We start from the raw sequence: 18,917 nt of genomic DNA, 5'->3' as shown, positions 1-18,917 counted from the left end.
GCGTAGCCTCCTTTATTTCACTCAAAGCCTTGCTTGCAAGGCGACCTCAAAGCGAGTGAAATGAGCGACCTCATTGCTCAAGTCCCTATTGAATCACTCCATTATGCATCACGACTCGGCGTTTTGCAAAACTAGCAAGCTTTTCATCGTGCGTCACAATCAAGAACGCCTGATGGAACTTTTCATTGAGTTCGCCAAAGAGCTCGTTCAATTTCGCCGAATTCGCTTCATCCAGGTTACCGCTCGGTTCATCCGCAAACACGAGGGACGGGTTGTTCATGAGCGCACGCGCGATTGCAATTCGCTGGCGTTCACCGCCCGAAAGTTCTCGCGGCAAGTGCTTGAGGCGTTCCTTGAGGCCCACCGTTTCCAAAAGCATTTCAGCACGTTCGCGGCATTCCTTTTCGGGAGTCCCGAGAATGCGGCCCGGCACGCAAACATTTTCGAGCGCCGTAAATTCCGTGAGCAAGTGATGGAACTGGAAAACGAACCCAACATGCTTCCGATGGTACATATCGCGTTCTTCGCTACTGAATTTACTAAGCGGCTTGCCCTTGAACAAAATCTCGCCCGAAGTTGGTGTATCAAGCATTCCGACCAAATTCAAGAACGTCGATTTGCCAGAACCCGATGAACCCGTGAGCGCCACAAGCTCGCCCGCTTCCATCGAAAAATTCACGCCCTTGAGGATTTCAAGAGATTCACCCGTCTCGGAGAAGACACGACGAAGATTTTCTGTTTGTAGTAAGCTAGACATAAAAAACTCCAATAGACGAAAGACGAAAGACGAAAGACGAAAGAATTATATCAAACTCTTTACTCTTTCGTCTATAGCGAAGCCAAAGGCGAAGCGTTCTTTCGTCTAAATCATTCATGTCTAATCGCCCCCACAGGATCCAAGCGGCTTGCTTTCCACGCCGGCAAAAGCGTCGCGGACACGCACAAAACAATACCAATCACAAAAATCAAAATAACGTCAATCGCATGCACCGAAATCGGGAAATACGGAATCACGTACACATCGCCAGGCAGCTTAATGAAGTGGTAAGCCTCTTGCAACTTGCAGAGCACAAGTCCAACAGTTCCACCCACAACGGTACCGCCCACGCCAATGAAACTTCCCATCAGCATGAACACACGCATCACGCCCGCCTTGCTAAAGCCCATGCTACGCAAGATGCCAATTTCCTTTGTCTTGTCAATCACAACCATGATGAGCGAGCTGATGATGTTGAACGCAGCGACCAAGATAATCAAACAAATCACCGCCGCCACAATGAACTTTTCGTAGTTCATCCACTTGAGGAGCGTGATGTTCTTGGACTTCCAATCCATCCCGTAATACGGATAAGATAGCCAAGTCGCCATGCTATCGACCGCCTCGCCCGCTTTCCAGTGATCCTTGATGCGGAACTGGATGCCGGTCACGGTGTTCCCCATGCCGAGCAACTTCTGCAAATCCGAAATGCCGACATACGCAAGGTTTCCATCGTATTCGTAAGTACCCGTCTCGAAGATGCCGCTCACCACGCACATCATCATCTTCGGGCCACCCGAACTCATCGCCTCGTCCGGACTCTGGAATGTCTGCAACACGAGTTTGTCACCAACGACAACGCGCAAGCGCGCCGCAAGCCCAGTCCCGAGAATAATTCCCGGACGGCGTTTGCCACCCATGTCTTCAAGACTGTCGACCGAGTATTCTCCCCACTTGATGTATTTATGGATATCCGTCACGCCCTTGGCTGTCGCCGGGTCAATGCCGTAAATGACAATGCCATCGTTCACCTTCTTGGAGCTGATGCCCACCTTGTAAACGATAAACGGCGACGAAGCGACTACGTCAGGCACACGCTTTTGCACCTCCTGCGTGAGGCTATCGTACGGACCAATCGGATTGCCATTGTACGCCATCAGTTCAAAGTGAGCGTCCTTCCCAATCATCTGGGCCGTGACCTCTTCTTCGAAACCGTTGACCGCCGCAAGCGCCACCACCAGCGCAAACACGCCAATGGAAACGCCGAGCATACTGAAAATACCAATAAGCGAAACAAAGAGACTCTTACGTTGAGCCCCCAAGTAACGCCAAGCGATGAGAAGTTCGAGCTTACTAATCATAGACGAGAGACGAGAGACGAGAGACGAGAGATTATCGCATTTTAGACTTTTTCAAACCAGAAAGCATTTTTGCGATTTCCTCAGTCTTCGGATCGACGTCATCCAAAGAATCCTTTGAAATGTAGTTTAACAACTGAGCTACTTCTAATTGACTTTGAACCTCCATCAATGATCCATAGCTTATTTCAAGAAAATGTACAACTTCACGGTCCGAAGAACGACTCATACCCTCTGCGATGTTTGAAGTCACAGAAACAGCAGCTCGCCTAATTTGACTTGTTAGAGCAAATCTTTCGTAATCAGGAAAAGTTCTACACAAACGATAAACGTCTAGCAACCATTGCAGAGCTTTCTGATAAACCAATAGTTTTCTATACGCAAACATTCTCTAGATCTTTTCCTTTTACGTTCTTTCGTCTCTCGTCTGTAGCCGCGAAGCGACGTTCTCTCGTCTAAACCTCAGGCTTCATCAATGGGAAGAGCTGGACGTCGCGGATGGTCTGCTGGTTGGTGAGGAGCATGACCATGCGGTCGATGCCAAAGCCCACGCCGCCCGTCGGCGGAAGACCGCTTTCCACAGCGTGCATGAAGTTTTCGTCCATCGGATGGGTTTCACCTTCACCACCACGGCCACGACGCACCTGGTCTTCAAGGAGTTCGCGCTGGCGGATCGGATCGTTAAGTTCGGTGTAAGCGTTACCGAGTTCCCAGCCGTTAGCATACGGTTCGAACTGTTCGATGAGGCCTGCAGTCGTGCGGTGCTTCTTGCAGAGCGGGGTGCTTTCGGTAGGCATGTCCTTGATGATCGTCGGCTGGATGAGCTTGCCTTCCACCGTGAGATCGAAGAGTTCCAAGATGCCACGACCACGAGTAAATTCACCATCAAGGTGACCGCCGAGTTCTTCCATCTTGGCCTTGATTTCGTCGTCGCTCATATCGTTGACCTTGATGCCACCGAACTTTTCAATGGCTTCGATCATGCTGTAGCGCGGCCACGGAGCCTTGAAGTCGATTTCCTTGCCCTGGTAGTTGACCTTGGTCGTACCGTTAGCGGCAATGCAGGCGCGTTCGTAAATGTTTTCGAAGTGTACCATCATGTCGTTGTAGTCGGCGTAGGCTTCGTAGAATTCGAGGCCAGTGAATTCCGGGCTATGCGTACGGTCCATACCTTCGTTGCGGAAGTTCTTGCAGAACTCGAACACCTTTTCCATACCGCCAATGATGCAGCGTTTGAGGTAAAGTTCCGGAGCCACGCGCAAGTAGAGCGTCATGTCGCAAGCATTGTGGTGCGTCGTAAACGGACGAGCGTTAGCACCACCGTAAATCGGCTGGAGCGTCGGGGTTTCGACTTCGATGAATCCCTTTTCGATGAGGTATTCGCGGATAGCCTGCATGATCTTGGAACGCTTGATGAAGACTTCCTTCACGTCGTCGTTCAAAGCCATGTCGATATAGCGCTGGCGGTAGCGGGTATCCACGTCGGCAAATTCGTTGAACACGACCTTGTTGCCGTTTTCGTCGACCTTTTCCTTGGCGACCGGGAGCGGGCGCACAGCCTTCGAAAGCATCGTGACCTTTTCGGCACGCACAGAGTATTCACCGCTCTGCGTTTCGAACATCGTACCGTTCACACCGATGAAGTCACCGAGGTCGGTCATCTTCACGATTTCGTAGTTTTCTTCGCCCACTTCGTCACGGGCAACCACAACCTGCAAGCGGCCATAGCGGTCCTTGAGGTGCATAAAGCACATTTTACCCTTGCGATTGAAACGCACCACGCGGCCGGCAAATGCAACCGGTTCCTTGGTCACCATCAAGGCATCCTTGTTTTCCTTCAAAACCTTGGAATCATGGGTCCTGTTAAACTTGTGCGGATAAGCATCCACACCCATTTCCTTGAACTTGTCGAGCTTAGCCAAGCGAGCCATCACCTGGTCATTCATATCTTGCATTGCCATATTGTTTTACCTCGTGAATATATCACGTCTTAAATTTGAACGGGGTAAATTTAGAAAAATAGATGGCTGCTATTTATGCTTCTTCATAAAATACCACGCAATCAAACCCGATATACTCAAAGTATGCGGGACACTAAGCCAAAGTTCGTTCAATGGCACAGGACGCGTCGGAATTTTCACCCCCAAATGCAGCGATAAAAGTAAGCCTATGGTAAAAACAATCGTAAAAGCAAGCCACTCGATAAAATACGCAGTCGGCTTTTTAGACATATAAAGTAACAAAGAAGCAAAAGCAACTAAAAAAGACGATTCCAAACCCTGCCTTACATTCCAAATAAAGCTAGTTATAATAAAAACTAAAAAACAAATTAACAAAGTTAAAAAACACTTCATATTGATTCTTTTTCATAATCAATGATAATAAGTATGAAGAAAACGGCCTAAAAAATATGTAAAAATTCTAAGCACAAAAGCAACCCAAAAACATACAAACCATATGCGATTTTTCACCCATAAAATTTGAACATTCAAAAAATCAAGGAATAAAAGTATTGATGCAGGTAAAATTAAAATACCAGACAAAGCCCAAATTGTTCCAAAATCTTTTTCAAAGCCATAATGAATCAATGTCATTACATTTGACAAACCATATAAAAAAAGCAAAATCGATGAAATCAGGGAAAGCAGACGATTGACCCAAGGAAGTTCACCAATATTCATGGACATCCATTTTTTCATCAAAAACAGGCCCCCTCTACAGCACGTACATTTTTCAAATCACTCAAAAATTTAAATTGGATCTCTTTTGAGAAAGGATTATTTTCAACCTTAAAGCCATCTACCGGTTCTTTTTCATAATAAACAGTTATTACATCTGAAGTTTCTTCAATCACGAAATCAATATCTTCTGGAATAACATCAAGTCCATAAGTTAAAGGACACTTATAAGTTAAAAACTTGCGTTTTTCACCAGATTCATTTACATACATAACATCATATACGCGATACAATCCGTAATAACCATTGATAAATACTTGCAAAAAAGGAACAACCAAAGGTTCTTCTAATTTAGAAAGTTCATAGCCTTCAATTAGGCACCCAATCCCTTTTTTTGATTAGCCTTCGTATAAGCAAGCACTCGTTCATTGTCCACGGGAGTAAAATCTGGTGGATGACAAGCATACAAAAGAAGCATAACAAATCCATAAAAGCCTATAATAAAGACTTTCGCCTGCCTTTCATTCTTTTTTATCCATTCTACAATCGATTGCTTGTTCATTCACAATTCTCATTCGTATTCAAACTCAATATACAAAAACGACAACTCCGCTAAAAGTTGCCGTTATAAAATTCTCTGCAAAAATGCGGATAAAATTAACCGTTACCCCTGAGAGGTTTCAACGAAGCTCAAGCGTTCGTAGTTATTGAGCGCAAGGTTCAGGCGGGACTCATTCGGGAAGAAGCACACAAGATTGCGATCCTCATCCATCATACAATCGCCGACGTATTCTGCAGCGAAAATTTCAAGATAATCCTACATTAGGAATCATACCCCACAATACCGGAAGGAGCGCCTCTGCGTTGCAAGCAGGAAACTCCCGTAGATTTTAACAAATTTAAGAAAAATTCATTTTGACACTTTGTGACAAAATGGGAATGTATATTTAATGGTGTAGTAATCTTGCGTTTTTTCGCTTGTAACGCAAAGGAGTTAATGATGAAGGAAGTGAAGAGGAGCCCATAAACTTGCTGATGGAACCTGGTTGCAAATTGCGACTGGTTCCTTTTTAATACGGAGGTTGACAAGTAATAAAAAGTAATATATATTTATTATGTACACTATTTTAATGTCGAGAAGAGTCTCTCGGGCTGTCTCAGCAATGCCTCAAAAGCAGCAAGAAAAACTAGCGTTGCTTGTTGACGACATACGGATGAATGGCCCCGTCAGAACAAATTGGCCAAATTACGGAATATTGGCAGGAACGTCTACTCATCATTGTCACCTTTCCCACAAATGGGTGGCGTGCTGGATAGAAACGGAAAAAGGAATAACTGTGGAGGTTACTTATGCAGGCAGTCGTGGAAGCGCCCCCTATGCAGAACACTGATGAACCGGTGTCGTTCAAGGTTTCGGGCAAGAATATTCCGAAACCTGTCATTGCCTTTTTGGACGCGCTGTTCCCCGATTCCGTCCGTATCGAAGACGACGATGACGTTCTCGAGCCTGTGGAAGAAATGGATTGGTACAAGAAGGCGAAAAAAAATATAAATCCAGCCAAGACGCTGAAAATAATGCGCATAAACGCAGGACTTACGCAAGCGCAGTTGGCACAAAAAGTTGGTCTCGCAAAACAGAATTATAATTCGCTTGAACGAGGAGCCTGGCCCATTTCTATGCTCATGTCAAAGAAGTTAGCCGATGCGCTCGGGACATCTTATTTGATGTTTTTCCGTGAAAATAAAAGTCGGTCGCCTTGAATCAACCATAGCAGATGGAAGAATTGCTCTTTTTACGAATGCGCGGCTTTTAAAACTTGACTTTGTAGATTTGCGGCCAAAGCTTGCCGGTAATCCAGAAGTTTTTGCCGTCGTAGGCGATGCCGTTTAGGACGTCGACACCGGGGAATTTTTCGCGGATCTCCCCCGCTTTTTTCGAAAAGTCAATGTAGCGGAGCACCTTGCCGCTCGGGAGTTCAATTTCGGCAATCAGGTCGGTCTGCCAGATGTTTGCGTACAAAATATTTCCGACAACTTCAAGTTCGTTCAAGAGTTTTATGGAATAGCGGCCATCGTGAACCTTGATAATTCCGGACACATCAAAGCCGCCCGGTGCAATTTGCAAAAGTTCATCGGAACCGTTGCTCATCAAAAGCTGGTCACGCCAGAGCGTAAGGCCCCAGCCTTCGGTCGGGATGCGGAATTCACCCTTCTTTTTGAACGGTTTGCGCGAGTAGATAAAGGCCTTATGCGATTTCCAGGTGAGATAATAGATTTCGTCGCCAAGCGCTACGGAGCCTTCGCCAAAATAGCGTTCCTCAATGCGGGCGGAATCCAGAATTTTTCCGTCAAGCGTACGGCGGTACAGTCCAGATTTTCCATACAGCCCTGTGGTTTCAATCATTTCTTTGCCGTCAAACGAGAGGCCTTGCGTAAAATGAGACTGTTCGTGCGGAATAGAATCAAGGATTGTCGGCACAACACGGGGAGCCTCGGCGTAAGCAGACGAGAGAGTAAAGACGAGAGACGAGAGAATAAAAACGAGAGACGACAACCATTTAAGGCGAGAGTCGCGACCAACGAAGTTGGGCATGACCGAGCCGAATGGTTGGGACTTGAGCGAAGCGAAAGTCCAAAGACGAGAGAAATTCATATTTCAAAAAAATACAAATATTTCTAAATTTGCGGCATGGGTGAAATAAGAACTCCTGCCAAAGTGAAAATCATCGTGGGCATTCTCGCGAAAGATGCCGAGTCCGTAGAAGCGGTCCGCGGAGTGCTCAAGTCGCGTTTCGGCGAAGAAGACCTGAACTTGGAACCGTTTCCGTTCACGTTCACTAACTACTACAAAGAAGAAATTGGCGAGGCGCCGGTACGCGCGTTTTTCAGCTACGAGAATCTCGTTGACCGCGAGACGATTGTGGACATCAAGCTTTGGACAAATGATATTGAACTCGAAATCGCCAAGGAAAACGGGACTCCGGGACTGCGCCCTGTGAATCTTGATCCGGGCTACATGACGCTTGGGCAGTTCTTTTTGGCAACGACCAAGGACCAGCGCCAGCGCGTTTACATGCAGCGCGGGATTTTCGTTGAGCCGACGTTATACTTCCAAGATGGGCATTTCCACGCTTTTGACTGGACGTATCGCGACTACCAAAGCGAAAATTACATCAAGTATCTCGAAGAAGTGCGCAAACGCTTAGCGTACCAAATGACAACAGGAAAACCGTATAGTCAAAGAAACAAGAAATAAATTATGAAAGCTGGTATTTTTACAATTCTTCTTCTCTGCTGTTCCAACATCTTTATGACGTTCGCTTGGTACGGCAACCTTAAACTCAAAGAAATGCACATCAGCACCGACTGGCCGCTGATTCTCGTGATTCTCGCTTCGTGGGGCATCGCGCTCCTGGAGTACAGTTTCATGATTCCCGCAAACAACATCGGGAGCCGTATCAACGGCGGGCCATTCAGCCTGATGCAGCTGAAAATCATCCAAGAAGCTATTTCTCTCACGGTGTTCACGACGATTGCCGTCACGGTGTTCCACACGGAAACGCTCCAGTGGAATCACATTGTCGCGTTCTTGTTCATTATCGCCGCTGTGTTCTTTGCATTTTTGAAATAACGTTTATAGCGACGCATTTTTCAAAAAAAACTAAACAACAAAAGCACCGATTTTTCATCGGTGCCTTTTACATTTTTATCCGTTATGATTTATTTGCTCGGGCTGCAGAGATCATCCGCGCCAGAGATGTCCGCAATATTAAACGGCTGCGTCCATTCACTCCAGTCGGTTTCTCCATTGATGTCCTTCCAGACAATACGGATTTGTACATAGTATCCGCAAATACCACGGACATAGTCAGGAATGCACATTGACATACCAGTTTCATGAGCCATGATTTCTTCCCATTTATCAGCCGACGTGGATGCACTATACAATAGGGAATGTTCGTCAGCGTCATAACCAGAACGGTTCTTGCAAGAAGCAAGTATGGTCGTCTTTTTATCCTCGTCAGCAAAATCTGATTCATCAAAACGCTTCGTAATGGACGGTTCCTGATACGGGAACGTTTCGCTCCAATAGCAACTATCGCACTTATCAGAAGTTTTCTTCCCTTCGCAAGAGCCCTTATAGTAGTTGAAATTTTCTAGAGAAGTAAACCAACGGGCTTCGTAATAAACGGTATCCGTGTATTCCGATTCAACAATATACTTGCTGATAAAGTTTTCCGTGATTGTATATGTAGCCGAAGCGCTAATATAAGTTTTATCGTCCTTCGTTGAAGTATCCTGGTCTGCTTCGTACGCAGTCGTATAGCCCAAAATAAACTTTTCAGACGGCACAGGCACTTCAAGAGCCATGTAATCACGGTAAGAAATATCCGGAGTCAGCTGGATTGCATCGGTAAAGGCAGACGTATCACTACCATTGACCACGGCCATGCGGTAGTAGGTTTCAATCTTATCGCGACCCTGAATGTAATAGCGGCGCACGCTACCATCAATAGGAGACTTGAGACCTGTCCACTTGAAGTCCTTCAGCTTGGATGTCTGGATGATGAACTTTCTGTTCGGGTCATCAGAAGCATCGGAATAGTTCCAGCTGAGTTCCCAAACGCTCGGCGCAATACGAGAAATCGTAAGTTCAGACGGCGGAGTAGCAACTTCTTCTTCACCTTCTTCTGCACCGATCTTAGGGATTTCAATCACATTAGAATAATCACTTAAGCCCTTACTATCCTTAGCGGCAATACGAATGTAATAATTGCAATCTTCGGCCGAAAGATTGTAGAACTGCACGTCTTTACCCACAGAGGCCTTAACGTCTTCCCAATTCTTTCCATTTGCAATGTAGAGTTTCTGGAGAACAAACCCCGTTGCCGGACGCTTAGGAGTATTGGTGTACTCCCAAGAAAGCCTATATTCATCGTTGCCCAAAGGATCAAGAACAAGATTCTTCGGAACCGCGAGGTCAAGTTCCTCACCTGCAACCTTTGTCGTATCAGCATCAGGAACTTGAATTTCATCAGAGTATGTCGATAATCCCTTAGAATCCTTGGCCGCGACACGAATGTACTTACCGCCATGCTTGATTGCATCTACATTGAAGAAACGAACGCTCTTATTCGTAGAATCCAAAACAGCCCAAGCTGGACTCTTGGCGTTCACGTCAAGTATTTGCAATTTAAAGCCATTTTCTGGACGATTCTTGTTATCCGTATAGCTCCAGGAAAGCTGATACTTGTTCACGCCGATGGAATCAATCTTCAAACTCGTCGGAACAGCCAAATCCATACTGTTCGAAGAACTCGTGGTATCAGTTACACGAGGGATGGTAATTTCTTCAGAATATTCGGAAATTCCCTTGTCATCCTTAGCGGCAACATGGAAAAGCAAACCGCCTTTCTTGTTTCCATCGATTTTTACAACATGAACGCCCTTGTTTGTGGTGCCATCGTCAGACCACTTCGGGCTCTTGTCATCGAGGTTCAAACTCTGAAGCTTAAATCCCTGTTCGGGGCGATTTTCGTTATTCGTGTAGCTCCAGGAAAGTTGCCACATGTTGTCACCAACATTTTCGAGCTTGAGATTTGAGGGCGTAGCAAGGTCCGCATTTGTAATGGCATTAGCACCAGTTGCCGCAATCTCAACCATGTCCGTTGCTTTGGAAACACCACAATCGTCCTTGGCTGACACACGATAGTACTTGCCGGACTTGGATTCACCCTCCAGGTTGTACATTACAACAGCAGCGTTGGTTGAGCCTACAGACTTCCATTTGGGAAGCGAATCCGACATGTCAAGAGATTCAACAACAAAACCTGTTTCAGGACGATCGTCATTAGCGGAGTAATCCCAAATAAGAACCCACTTGTTCTCACCGTTCTTGATTACCTGCAAATTTGAAGGGGTTGCTAAATTTTTTTCAGTAAGGGACTTACAAGCAGCACTAGAGGTAGAAGAAGAAGACTTGCCACCATTAGACTCCCCTTTTGCAGACGACGAATATTCAGTATCATCATCTTCAGCGGCAGACGAAGACGAACTTGAGCAAGCTCCCAACGCAAAAAGGAACGCGGTCGCCAGACTTAATTTCCATTTTATGTTCATGATAAAACTCCACTAGAAAATTTTCTTTTACAATCAAATATATCATTTTTGCGTCAAAAAGAATACAAAAAGTATAATTAAGCCCAACCAAAACTAAAAATTGGGAAAAAGCGTATTCTAGCTAGAGTTTTCTATGAAAATTACAGCCTAAAGCGCAGACCTTGGTTGCCGGAACGAATAAAATACAAACCACGAGGCATAGCATTTGCATGAATTTCGCGACCAAAACCAGACTTGATTACAACGCCGTTCATGTCAAACAGCGACCAAGGGGCATCCATCGAGAGATAAATCGTTTGGGAACCGCGATCAAAAGTGATGTTGAGTCCAGAATGCGCCGCAGAAGCTACGCGAGGATTGTCGTAAAGTCCGACTGAACTTGAGTCCGCCGCCTTCCCGAACTTGATGTTCCCGACGAGAGTTTCGCCACCAAGGCCTTCCGCCGTGAGGTAAAAGTCCTGTACGCCCTTGAGCTTCGGCAAGTTCGAACATTGCACGTCAGTCCACTTAGAATCGCCTGCAGTGGGCAATTCGCATTTAGAAATCACATCGCCTTTTTTACTTTCGGTGCGGAGAGAAAGAGTGCCGCCAGCGCTGTTTTTCACCTGAACGGTTACGCCTACGCCAACAATGGAGTCGGTAATCACATTTTCGAAAATCGCATAGCCACCGTCCTTGATGGCAAATTCATCCTTATCAGTGAGGCGCACGCGGATGCCGTTATCAAAGCCATTTGCCGGAATCGTATCGCGGATGATGCGCAAGAAATCAAGACGGTCCAGTTCTGCGTAATGCTTACCCTTCGTGATTTCAATGAAGTTTGATCCGCGTTTAAGCTTTGTCGGAATGTACACGACAGACTTTTCGGGAAACTCTCTCCAAGCGCCCGTCAGCGGCAACTGCACTTCTTGCGTTTTGCCGTTGATGTCCACAAAATGCGAGCTGCCGTTTGCGCCATCTTCGGTCCAGTTGTTGTCGTAACGGTAACGAATAAGGTAATCACCCGCCTGCGGGATAATCATCGGCAAGCGAATCTTGCTATCGTCATAATTGATGTAAGCGCAGAATTCCCCGTTCGAAGCCTTGGAACTGCTCGAGATATCGACATGCGTGAGGATGCCGTGTTCAGCCTCGGCGCTCAGGTAACGCCCCATAAACGGTTGACCCAGTTCTGGCCAGTTGTCTTCGGTCCAAACGATATCGCGCACTTGTATGTAAGAATTACCGCCATCGTTCTTGTCGTAATAGTGGTTCACAAAGCGTTGGCGGTTCACATCTTCGAAAGCTTCACCGCCCGCGGGCCCGTAGTAGCGTCCGTAACGGCTGAGGAGAATCGTACCACCGCCATTCAAGAGAGCCTTGCCGCTGCGGTCTACATAGCCGCCATCAATGCGGTTAGAACGCCCGACCGTTGTCTTGTAAGAGTTGTTTTCGAGATCAGCGCCTTTTTTGCAGCAATTGTCCCAAGCGGTAAAGAGGAAGTACTTTCCGTTGTGTTCAATGAGGCTTGCGCCTTCGACGCCAGCGCCACCGCGGTTTGCGATATTCTGCATTTTTGCGCCATCTTTCACCTTGCCCGTTTTTTCGTCCAGTTCGAGAATGTGGATACCCGTCCCCCACGAACCAAACGCCATCCAGACTTTTCCGTCAAGATCTTTGAGCACCGCCGCGTCAATCGCGTTGTACGAATCGCTCTTAACCGTGTGAATCACTTCGCCCTGGTCCGTCCAGCCGTAGCCTGGCTTTGTCGGGTCGATTTCCTTACTCGACATGAAACCCATACCCGACGAGCGGATGCCCATTTCGGAACCGCAATAGTACATGCGGTATTCCCCGCCGATATAATGAATATCCGGCGCCCAGATGTCAATCATGTTCGGCGCGTACTTGTAAAGCCACTTCGAGAATTCCGGCATGGCAGGGTCGCCATTTTTCCAGTTCAGCGCGTCCTCGGAAAACTGCATAAGCATGTGATTATCCGTTGTCGCAAGCGCATAGCCATCCTCGTAGCGGATAATGTCGGGATCATGGCCCGCCCAACGGGTTTCCTTGGCATACCAATCAGCGGCAAAAGCAGCCTCAAACGAGAGGCCTGCAAAGAGGAATGCAACGGTGCAAATTCTAGAACAACGAATCATACGACTCCTTTAACCACACACCAGCATACACTATTTAATTTAAATTCCGAAAGGATTTTTCGGTACAATTTATTTGCAAAAAATCACTTCACTTTTACAACGTATCGGCCTTTGGGAAGGTTATTAAATTCGATATCGGTACCGTAAGTTTTTTTACGGGAGACAATTTGCCCCATCGGATTCAAGAGGTAAGCCTGATGAACGCCAGCATTATCGAAGTGTACGCGGTAACCGTTAGGGATTTGAGTCACCGAGTAGTTCAATGTCGGACGAACAGCCGGGAGCGCCACAGAGGATTCGCTCGAACTGCTCACAATCATTTCGCTGGAGCTAGATTCCGCGGAAACGCTGCTGGAACTTGACTCTGGGGTGTTCAACTTGAACATTATATTTCCGACAATGGCTTCGCCGGAAATACCAGACGCGGTCAGGTAAAAATCCTTGATGCCCGTTTTGCTTTTGAGCGTTCCGCAGTTTGCCTCAGACCAGCCATTGGCTGCAGCCTTAGCCGTTGAAAGGTCACATTCGGCAAGGACGATTCCGTTCTTTGCACCATCACGAATGGCGAGCTTGCCTGCGGTTGCATTTTTCACTTGGATAGAAACTTCGTCACTCTTGATGGAATCGGCAACAACGTTTTCAAAAATGGCGTAGCCGCCATCCTTGATAGCAAATTCATCCTTGTCCGTGAGGCGCACGCGGATACCATTATCAAAGCCGTTTGCCGGAATCGTATCGCGAATCACGCGCAAGAAGTCGATGCGGTCGAGTTCCGAGAAGAATCCGTTCGGCTGCGGTTCAATTTCGATGAAGTTGCCACCGCGCTTGAGCGTTGCCGGAATCATCACAATAGACTTTTCCGGGAACGTTCCCCAAGAACCTGTCGGCGGGAGCGTCACGGTTTGAGACTTGCCATTGACAGTGACTTTGTGCGTAGCATCGCCTTCGCCGCCATTTGCATAGCGGTAACGCAATAAGTACTCGCCCGCTTGCATGATGTTCATCGGCAAACGAATCTTGGAACCCGCCGTGTTGATGTAAGCAAGGTATTCGCCGTTCGAAGCCGTATTGCTGCGCGTAATTGCGAGGTCACCCGAGACTGCACGCGTCAAAGCGCCGTGTTCGACTTCGGCACTTAAATAACGCCCGAGGAAGGGCTGTCCCATCTCAGCCCAGTTATCCTCGGTAAACACAACATCGCGAATATGAATATGATTGAACTTGTCGCCGTTAAGATCGTAATAGTGATGCACAAAACGCACGCGGTTCAAGTCTTGGAAAGCTTCGCCGCCGCCCGGACCGACATAACGTCCGTAGCGTTCCATAAGAATTGTACCGCCACCATTAGCCATATCGTAACCCGCGCGGTCCTTGTACGGACCGGTTACTTTATCAGCACGACCGTAAGCAGTCTTGTACGTTGTCTGTTCAATATTTGCGCCCTGCTGGCAGCAGATATCCCATGCAGTAAACAAGAAATACTTGCCCCCGTGTTCAATGAGACTCGGTCCTTCTTCGGCACCACCGCTTGCCTTACTCGTGCGGCGTGCAATGTTATAGATGGTCTTGTTGTCACTAGCCTGATAGCCCGTCTTTGCATCCAACTTAATCAACTGAATTCCAAGACCGAACGAACCAAAAGCCATCCAATAATTGCCTTCGGTATCACGAACGACATCGGCGTCAATTGCATTGTACTTGTCCGATGCCACCGTATGGAAAACGTGGCCATGGTCCGTCCAGCCGTAGCCCGTTGTGCCAGGCATAATCGACTTTGTGGACTGATAGCCAATCGCAGACGTGCGCTTGCCGAAAACGGAGACGCAGTAATACACGCGGTATTCGCCGTTCATGTAATAAATGTCAGGCGCCCAAATGCCTTCGGTTGTAGGCGCATACGTGTAAGCCCATTGCGGGATTTTGCTCACCGTCGATTTGTGGTTTTGCCATGTGTAAGCATCTTCGGATGTCCACAGTTGCAAATTATTGTTTGTGCTCATGAGGGCGTAACCATCCTCAAAACGCACCACGCTCGGGTCATGACCCGGTTGCAAGTTGTCCTTGGCGTACCAATCGGCAGCCGATACAGCAGAGACGCCAAAAGCGCCAATCGTTGCAAGAGTCGCGCTCTTCACGAGATTCGCAAAATTCAAAACCTTCATTTCCATACTCCTTAAAATTATTTCACCAAAACCTTTGCTGTAGTACGGGCTGCGCGAACAAAGTACATTCCCGAACGAACGGAACGCACTTGGATTTCACGACCATAGCCACGACGCACAACAACACCATTTACATCAAGCAAAGCCCAAGACGCTTCAGCGCCCAAACGAATCACGCGAGCACTCGCATCGTAGTGAACCTGTTGCAAAGCCGGCGCATTCAAAATACCGCGCGCAATCCCCGTCGTTCCACCATTGCCGGAGTCCGTCGGCGGTTCAACTTTCGGCAATTCAGCTTTTGCAAATTGCACTTTTTGGTTGTCCGTTCCTGTGCGAACCCACGTGATGACCGGCATCCCGACTTCCTTCGAAATGTTCAGCACATCGCCGAGGTAATCGCTATCGTAATCCGCGAACAAGAAGTAACCCTTCTTTGCAGATGCATTTTCAATGCGGATTTCACAAGATGTTTCAGAAGTTTTCACCGTATCCAACAACGTCTTGGGCGGGCAATAGTAGCGGCCCGTTGCAAAATTCTTGAGCGTGTAATAACGTGCCGAATCGCCATGCGCAAGCACCCAAAGTTGCGCTTCGTTCTTTTCGTCTGCAGTTTGCTGCACCACGATACCATCGTTATCTTCGAGAGCCAAATTGCTATGCGAAACCGTCAAGCGGTAACCGCCCTCTTCGAGAAGCGCATTGTTGACCGGATCCACGCCATCCGTATGCTTGATTTTCTGGATTAAGCCATCGCGGTCGTAATAGAGGTAATCGATATTCACGGAACGGCGGTACGTCCAGCCGCCCGGAGAATTTGCGCCGTGGTACATGAAATACCAATGTCCGAGATACTTGAAAATTGCCTGATGGTTCGTCTCGGAATTGTCCATTTTATCGTTGATGACGCCTTTTTGCGTCCACGGTCCGTTCAGGCTCGGCGCCATGGAGTAGTTCGTCGTCGAAGGGTAACCCGAGGCATAGCTGAAGTAATAATTGCCTCGGAAATAGTGCATCCACGGAGCCTCGAAAAAGTCCTTGATCTTGATATCTTCGGGCGTACTTGCAAGCTCGATCATATTTTCCTTGAGTTTCACGCGGCGACCCGCACTCCACGAGCCCCAATACATCCAGATATCGTCACCATCGTAAAAAATCGCGGGGTCAATATTCAATTTCACGTCATTCGGCGTATTGTCGGTGATAAGTGCCTGCCCAATCGCATCTTTCCACGGTCCGGACGGATGATCCGCGACAGCAACGCCAATCGCAAAACCTTCACTCCCATTTTCCTTGATGGTTCCGTGATGGACCGCCACATACCAGTAAAACTTGCCATTTCGGTATTCACAGTGGCCCGCAAAAGCGCTCGCATTCGCCCATTTGAACGTCTTGACGCTCAAAACCGCCCCGTAATCGTGATAATGCTCCATATCGTCGGTCACGAGCACGTGCCAGTCGTTCATGATGAAGGCTTTATTGTTATTGCCCTGCGGCCCCTGTTCATCGTGGCCAGCAAAAATAAAGAGCGAGTCGTTATGCACGAGGGCTGCGGCATCCGCAGAATAAAAGTCCGTCGTCAACGGATTTGCGGCAAAAGCCGATTGCGCCCCAAAAGCGCCAAATAGGCAAAAGAGGCCAAAAAAGGCCCATTCCAACGTCGTAAAAAATCCAGAACCCCTAGTCCTCATAAACATCTCCGCGTCCACACCAACAACTTTCTTAAATATATATCAAAAATTATAAAAAGTCCACATATTTATTTATGACATTGCGTATTTTTAGAGCAAAAACAGAAAACAATCCACATTTTCACAAATTAAAAGTCAACAGTTTAAACAATCAGCAACAGCCATATAATACAAAGCGTATCATTTAGGTTTTACGCAGTTTATTCACGTGAAATCATTCATTTATTTGAAACATTTTTCTAATATAAAACGCACCCAAATTAATTATATTTTATGTTGGGCAAGTTTGATTAGGAGAGTGGATTATGAAAAGATCTTTGTTGGTCGCACTATGCGCCGCATCTGTCGTTTACGCAGGTTCATTCAAAACCTGGGATGCAGCCAAAATTTTTGAAGAATTCCTTCCAAACTTTCAGATCCATACAGGACTTGGCAACGGACTTGAAACAGAAGGCTACTGGTATTCTTACAACGATAACAACAACTTGGGAACATCTAAAATCGCTTGGCCAGCACAGATAGATGCATACGACAACATCAACCAATCTTTAGATCCCGTCATCATGGAATGCAAAGGCCTTGCTGGCACAGCGATTCTAAGCAAAGAATCTTATGAACACGATCCGTATGTCGGTGTGGGTTTCAATGTTGTCGGCGAAACCTCAGAAACAAACCCAGCGCCAGATATTGGTGATGCATCAGCCTGGGGCGGGCTCTGCGTGACCTACATGTCAGACACAGATATTGCCTTGGAACTCGGTCTTGGTGAAACCGTCGATTCTACAATCAATTACGCAAATCCAGCAATAACACTTCCCGCCGCAAAAGCTCCAAACATTCTATCGCCCAACGGAAAATACGGAAACAAAGTCGTCGTCAACTGGTCCGACTTTAAACAGCCTTCATGGTACGATGGAGCCGTTAAAATCAACGGCGAGACGGCAGCAAAACAGCTCGCCGCCATACACTTTAAAATTCAGGCAGATCCCGGCTCATACAACTTCAACATCTGCGCCATCGGCCCGAAAGACGGAACATGCCCGGAAAAATGCGGAAAGTCAACATCCGCAGGACAGTTTATCACATGGAACGGAGCAGACGAAAACGTAACCAGCCAAGTTGAGACTGGGCTCCGCAACGAAACAGATATAAGCGGATACTGGGTAGCCTATTCAGACGATAGCGATGGTGCCGAGTCCAAAATACTTTGGGACATTGATTTAAGCCCAGAATGGATACCCAATAAATATGACCCAATCATCGATTATTGCAAAGGAATGTGCGGAACAGCCCATCTCAGAAAAGCAACTTCATCCCACGTTCCTTCCGCAAATGTAGCCTTCTGCGTTGTCGGAACGATTTCAGAACACGATTTCTCTCTAGTCACAGGCGATGCCTCTTCTTGGGGCGGACTCTGCGTGACCTATACATCGGATACAAACATATCTCTGGAACTCGACATTGACGATACCGACGATCCCATAATAGATAATGCAAGTCCGGCAGTCAAATTGCCCACCTCCAAGACTGGCAATAGAATGATTTTCAGCTGGTCCGACTTTAAACAGCCTTCGTCGTACGACGGATCCATTAAAATCGATGGAGAAGCTGCAGCAAAGCAACTCACCGCGGTCAAATTCAAGATACAAGCAGAGGACGGCGATTACCGTTTTAACATTTGCGCGGTCGGCCCCAAAGACGGGACATGCCCGGAACAATGCGGGACGCCAAGTGCAGGGATTCAAATTGCTCGTGGAACATCCGCAGTCAAAGCTATTTTGAACGGGCGCACGCTAGGATTCACGGGAATCAAGTCCACAGCCACCGTCGAGGTTTTGAATTCGCTTGGGCAAGTCGTGATGAAGGGCGCCATAAACAACGCAGCCACGCTTAACCTTACATCGCTTAACGCAGGCATTTACATGGTGCGTGTGAACGGGAAAAACGTGAATTTTGCAAAGAAAATAGTACTGAGGTAAAATAAATACGAGATACTGACCCTGGAACAGTGTCCGG

16 protein-coding genes are annotated in these 18,917 nt (G+C 47.2%); 4 read left to right on the top strand and 12 right to left on the bottom strand.

Features of this window, described 5'->3' with window-relative positions; all coding sequences use genetic code 11:
- Positions 1–85: 85 nt before the first annotated feature.
- From FSU_RS15230 to FSU_RS15195, 7 genes are all read right to left on the bottom strand, one after another.
- Entirely contained in the window at positions 86–757 is a 672-nt protein-coding gene (locus FSU_RS15230; protein ID WP_014547238.1) for an ABC transporter ATP-binding protein, read from the bottom strand.
- Positions 758–867: 110 nt separating this feature from the next.
- The gene (locus tag FSU_RS15225; RefSeq protein WP_014547237.1) at positions 868–2,118 is read right to left on the bottom strand and encodes an FtsX-like permease family protein; all 1,251 of its coding nucleotides are present in this window, start codon (positions 2,116–2,118) and stop codon (positions 868–870) included.
- Positions 2,119–2,149: 31 nt separating this feature from the next.
- Positions 2,150–2,503: a four helix bundle protein gene (locus FSU_RS15220; protein WP_014547236.1), complete on the bottom strand. Its 354-nt coding sequence runs from the start codon at positions 2,501–2,503 to the stop codon at positions 2,150–2,152.
- Between the two features lie 67 nt (positions 2,504–2,570).
- The gene (lysS, locus tag FSU_RS15215; RefSeq protein WP_014547235.1) at positions 2,571–4,076 is read right to left on the bottom strand and encodes a lysine--tRNA ligase; all 1,506 of its coding nucleotides are present in this window, start codon (positions 4,074–4,076) and stop codon (positions 2,571–2,573) included.
- Between the two features lie 411 nt (positions 4,077–4,487).
- Positions 4,488–4,814 carry a hypothetical protein gene (locus FSU_RS15205; protein WP_014547234.1) on the bottom strand — a complete coding sequence of 109 codons (327 nt, stop codon included), beginning with the start codon at positions 4,812–4,814 and terminating at the stop codon, positions 4,488–4,490.
- Positions 4,814–5,131 (bottom strand): hypothetical protein, encoded by a 318-nt coding sequence (locus FSU_RS15200; RefSeq protein ID WP_014547233.1) that lies wholly within the window; start codon positions 5,129–5,131, stop codon positions 4,814–4,816. Before FSU_RS15200 ends, FSU_RS15205 begins: the two co-directional genes overlap by 1 nt.
- A gap of 35 nt (positions 5,132–5,166) precedes the next feature.
- Positions 5,167–5,355, bottom strand: coding sequence for a hypothetical protein (locus tag FSU_RS15195; protein WP_014547232.1), 189 nt, complete (start codon positions 5,353–5,355; stop codon positions 5,167–5,169).
- Between the two features lie 788 nt (positions 5,356–6,143).
- Here FSU_RS15195 and FSU_RS16490 point away from each other — a divergent pair.
- Positions 6,144–6,554: a helix-turn-helix transcriptional regulator gene (locus FSU_RS16490; RefSeq protein ID WP_015732362.1), complete on the top strand. Its 411-nt coding sequence runs from the start codon at positions 6,144–6,146 to the stop codon at positions 6,552–6,554.
- 49 nt (positions 6,555–6,603) lie between these two features.
- Here FSU_RS16490 and FSU_RS15185 read toward each other — a convergent pair whose 3' ends face one another.
- Positions 6,604–7,446, bottom strand: a complete 843-nt coding sequence (locus FSU_RS15185; protein ID WP_015732361.1) for a glutaminyl-peptide cyclotransferase — start codon at positions 7,444–7,446, stop codon at positions 6,604–6,606.
- 36 nt (positions 7,447–7,482) lie between these two features.
- Between FSU_RS15185 and FSU_RS15180 the strand changes: the two genes are divergently transcribed.
- Positions 7,483–8,049, top strand: a complete 567-nt coding sequence (locus FSU_RS15180) for a DUF4416 family protein (RefSeq protein ID WP_014547228.1) — start codon at positions 7,483–7,485, stop codon at positions 8,047–8,049.
- A gap of 3 nt (positions 8,050–8,052) precedes the next feature.
- Complete coding sequence (locus FSU_RS15175) at positions 8,053–8,424, top strand: DMT family protein (protein WP_014547227.1); 372 nt, start codon at positions 8,053–8,055, stop codon at positions 8,422–8,424.
- Between the two features lie 89 nt (positions 8,425–8,513).
- On the opposite strand, the gene FSU_RS15170 is transcribed toward FSU_RS15175, so the two are convergent.
- From FSU_RS15170 to FSU_RS15155, 4 genes are all read right to left on the bottom strand, one after another.
- Entirely contained in the window at positions 8,514–10,913 is a 2,400-nt protein-coding gene (locus tag FSU_RS15170; RefSeq protein ID WP_015732360.1) for a fibronectin type III domain-containing protein, read from the bottom strand.
- A 140-nt stretch (positions 10,914–11,053) separates the two neighbouring features.
- The gene (locus FSU_RS15165) at positions 11,054–13,051 is read right to left on the bottom strand and encodes a family 43 glycosylhydrolase (protein ID WP_014547225.1); all 1,998 of its coding nucleotides are present in this window, start codon (positions 13,049–13,051) and stop codon (positions 11,054–11,056) included.
- Positions 13,052–13,134: 83 nt separating this feature from the next.
- The gene (locus tag FSU_RS15160) at positions 13,135–15,219 is read right to left on the bottom strand and encodes a family 43 glycosylhydrolase (protein ID WP_244263669.1); all 2,085 of its coding nucleotides are present in this window, start codon (positions 15,217–15,219) and stop codon (positions 13,135–13,137) included.
- An 11-nt stretch (positions 15,220–15,230) separates the two neighbouring features.
- Complete coding sequence (locus FSU_RS15155; protein WP_014547223.1) at positions 15,231–16,901, bottom strand: family 43 glycosylhydrolase; 1,671 nt, start codon at positions 16,899–16,901, stop codon at positions 15,231–15,233.
- A gap of 305 nt (positions 16,902–17,206) precedes the next feature.
- Between FSU_RS15155 and FSU_RS16165 the strand changes: the two genes are divergently transcribed.
- Positions 17,207–18,880 carry a T9SS type A sorting domain-containing protein gene (locus FSU_RS16165; RefSeq protein ID WP_015732359.1) on the top strand — a complete coding sequence of 558 codons (1,674 nt, stop codon included), beginning with the start codon at positions 17,207–17,209 and terminating at the stop codon, positions 18,878–18,880.
- Positions 18,881–18,917: the final 37 nt, after the last annotated feature.

Origin of the sequence: Fibrobacter succinogenes subsp. succinogenes S85 (genome assembly GCF_000146505.1) — a bacterium.
In the GTDB taxonomy this organism is placed as follows: domain Bacteria; phylum Fibrobacterota; class Fibrobacteria; order Fibrobacterales; family Fibrobacteraceae; genus Fibrobacter; species Fibrobacter succinogenes.
Note: the sequence above shows the minus strand (reverse complement) of the source record. Positions and strands in the feature narration are given on the sequence as shown.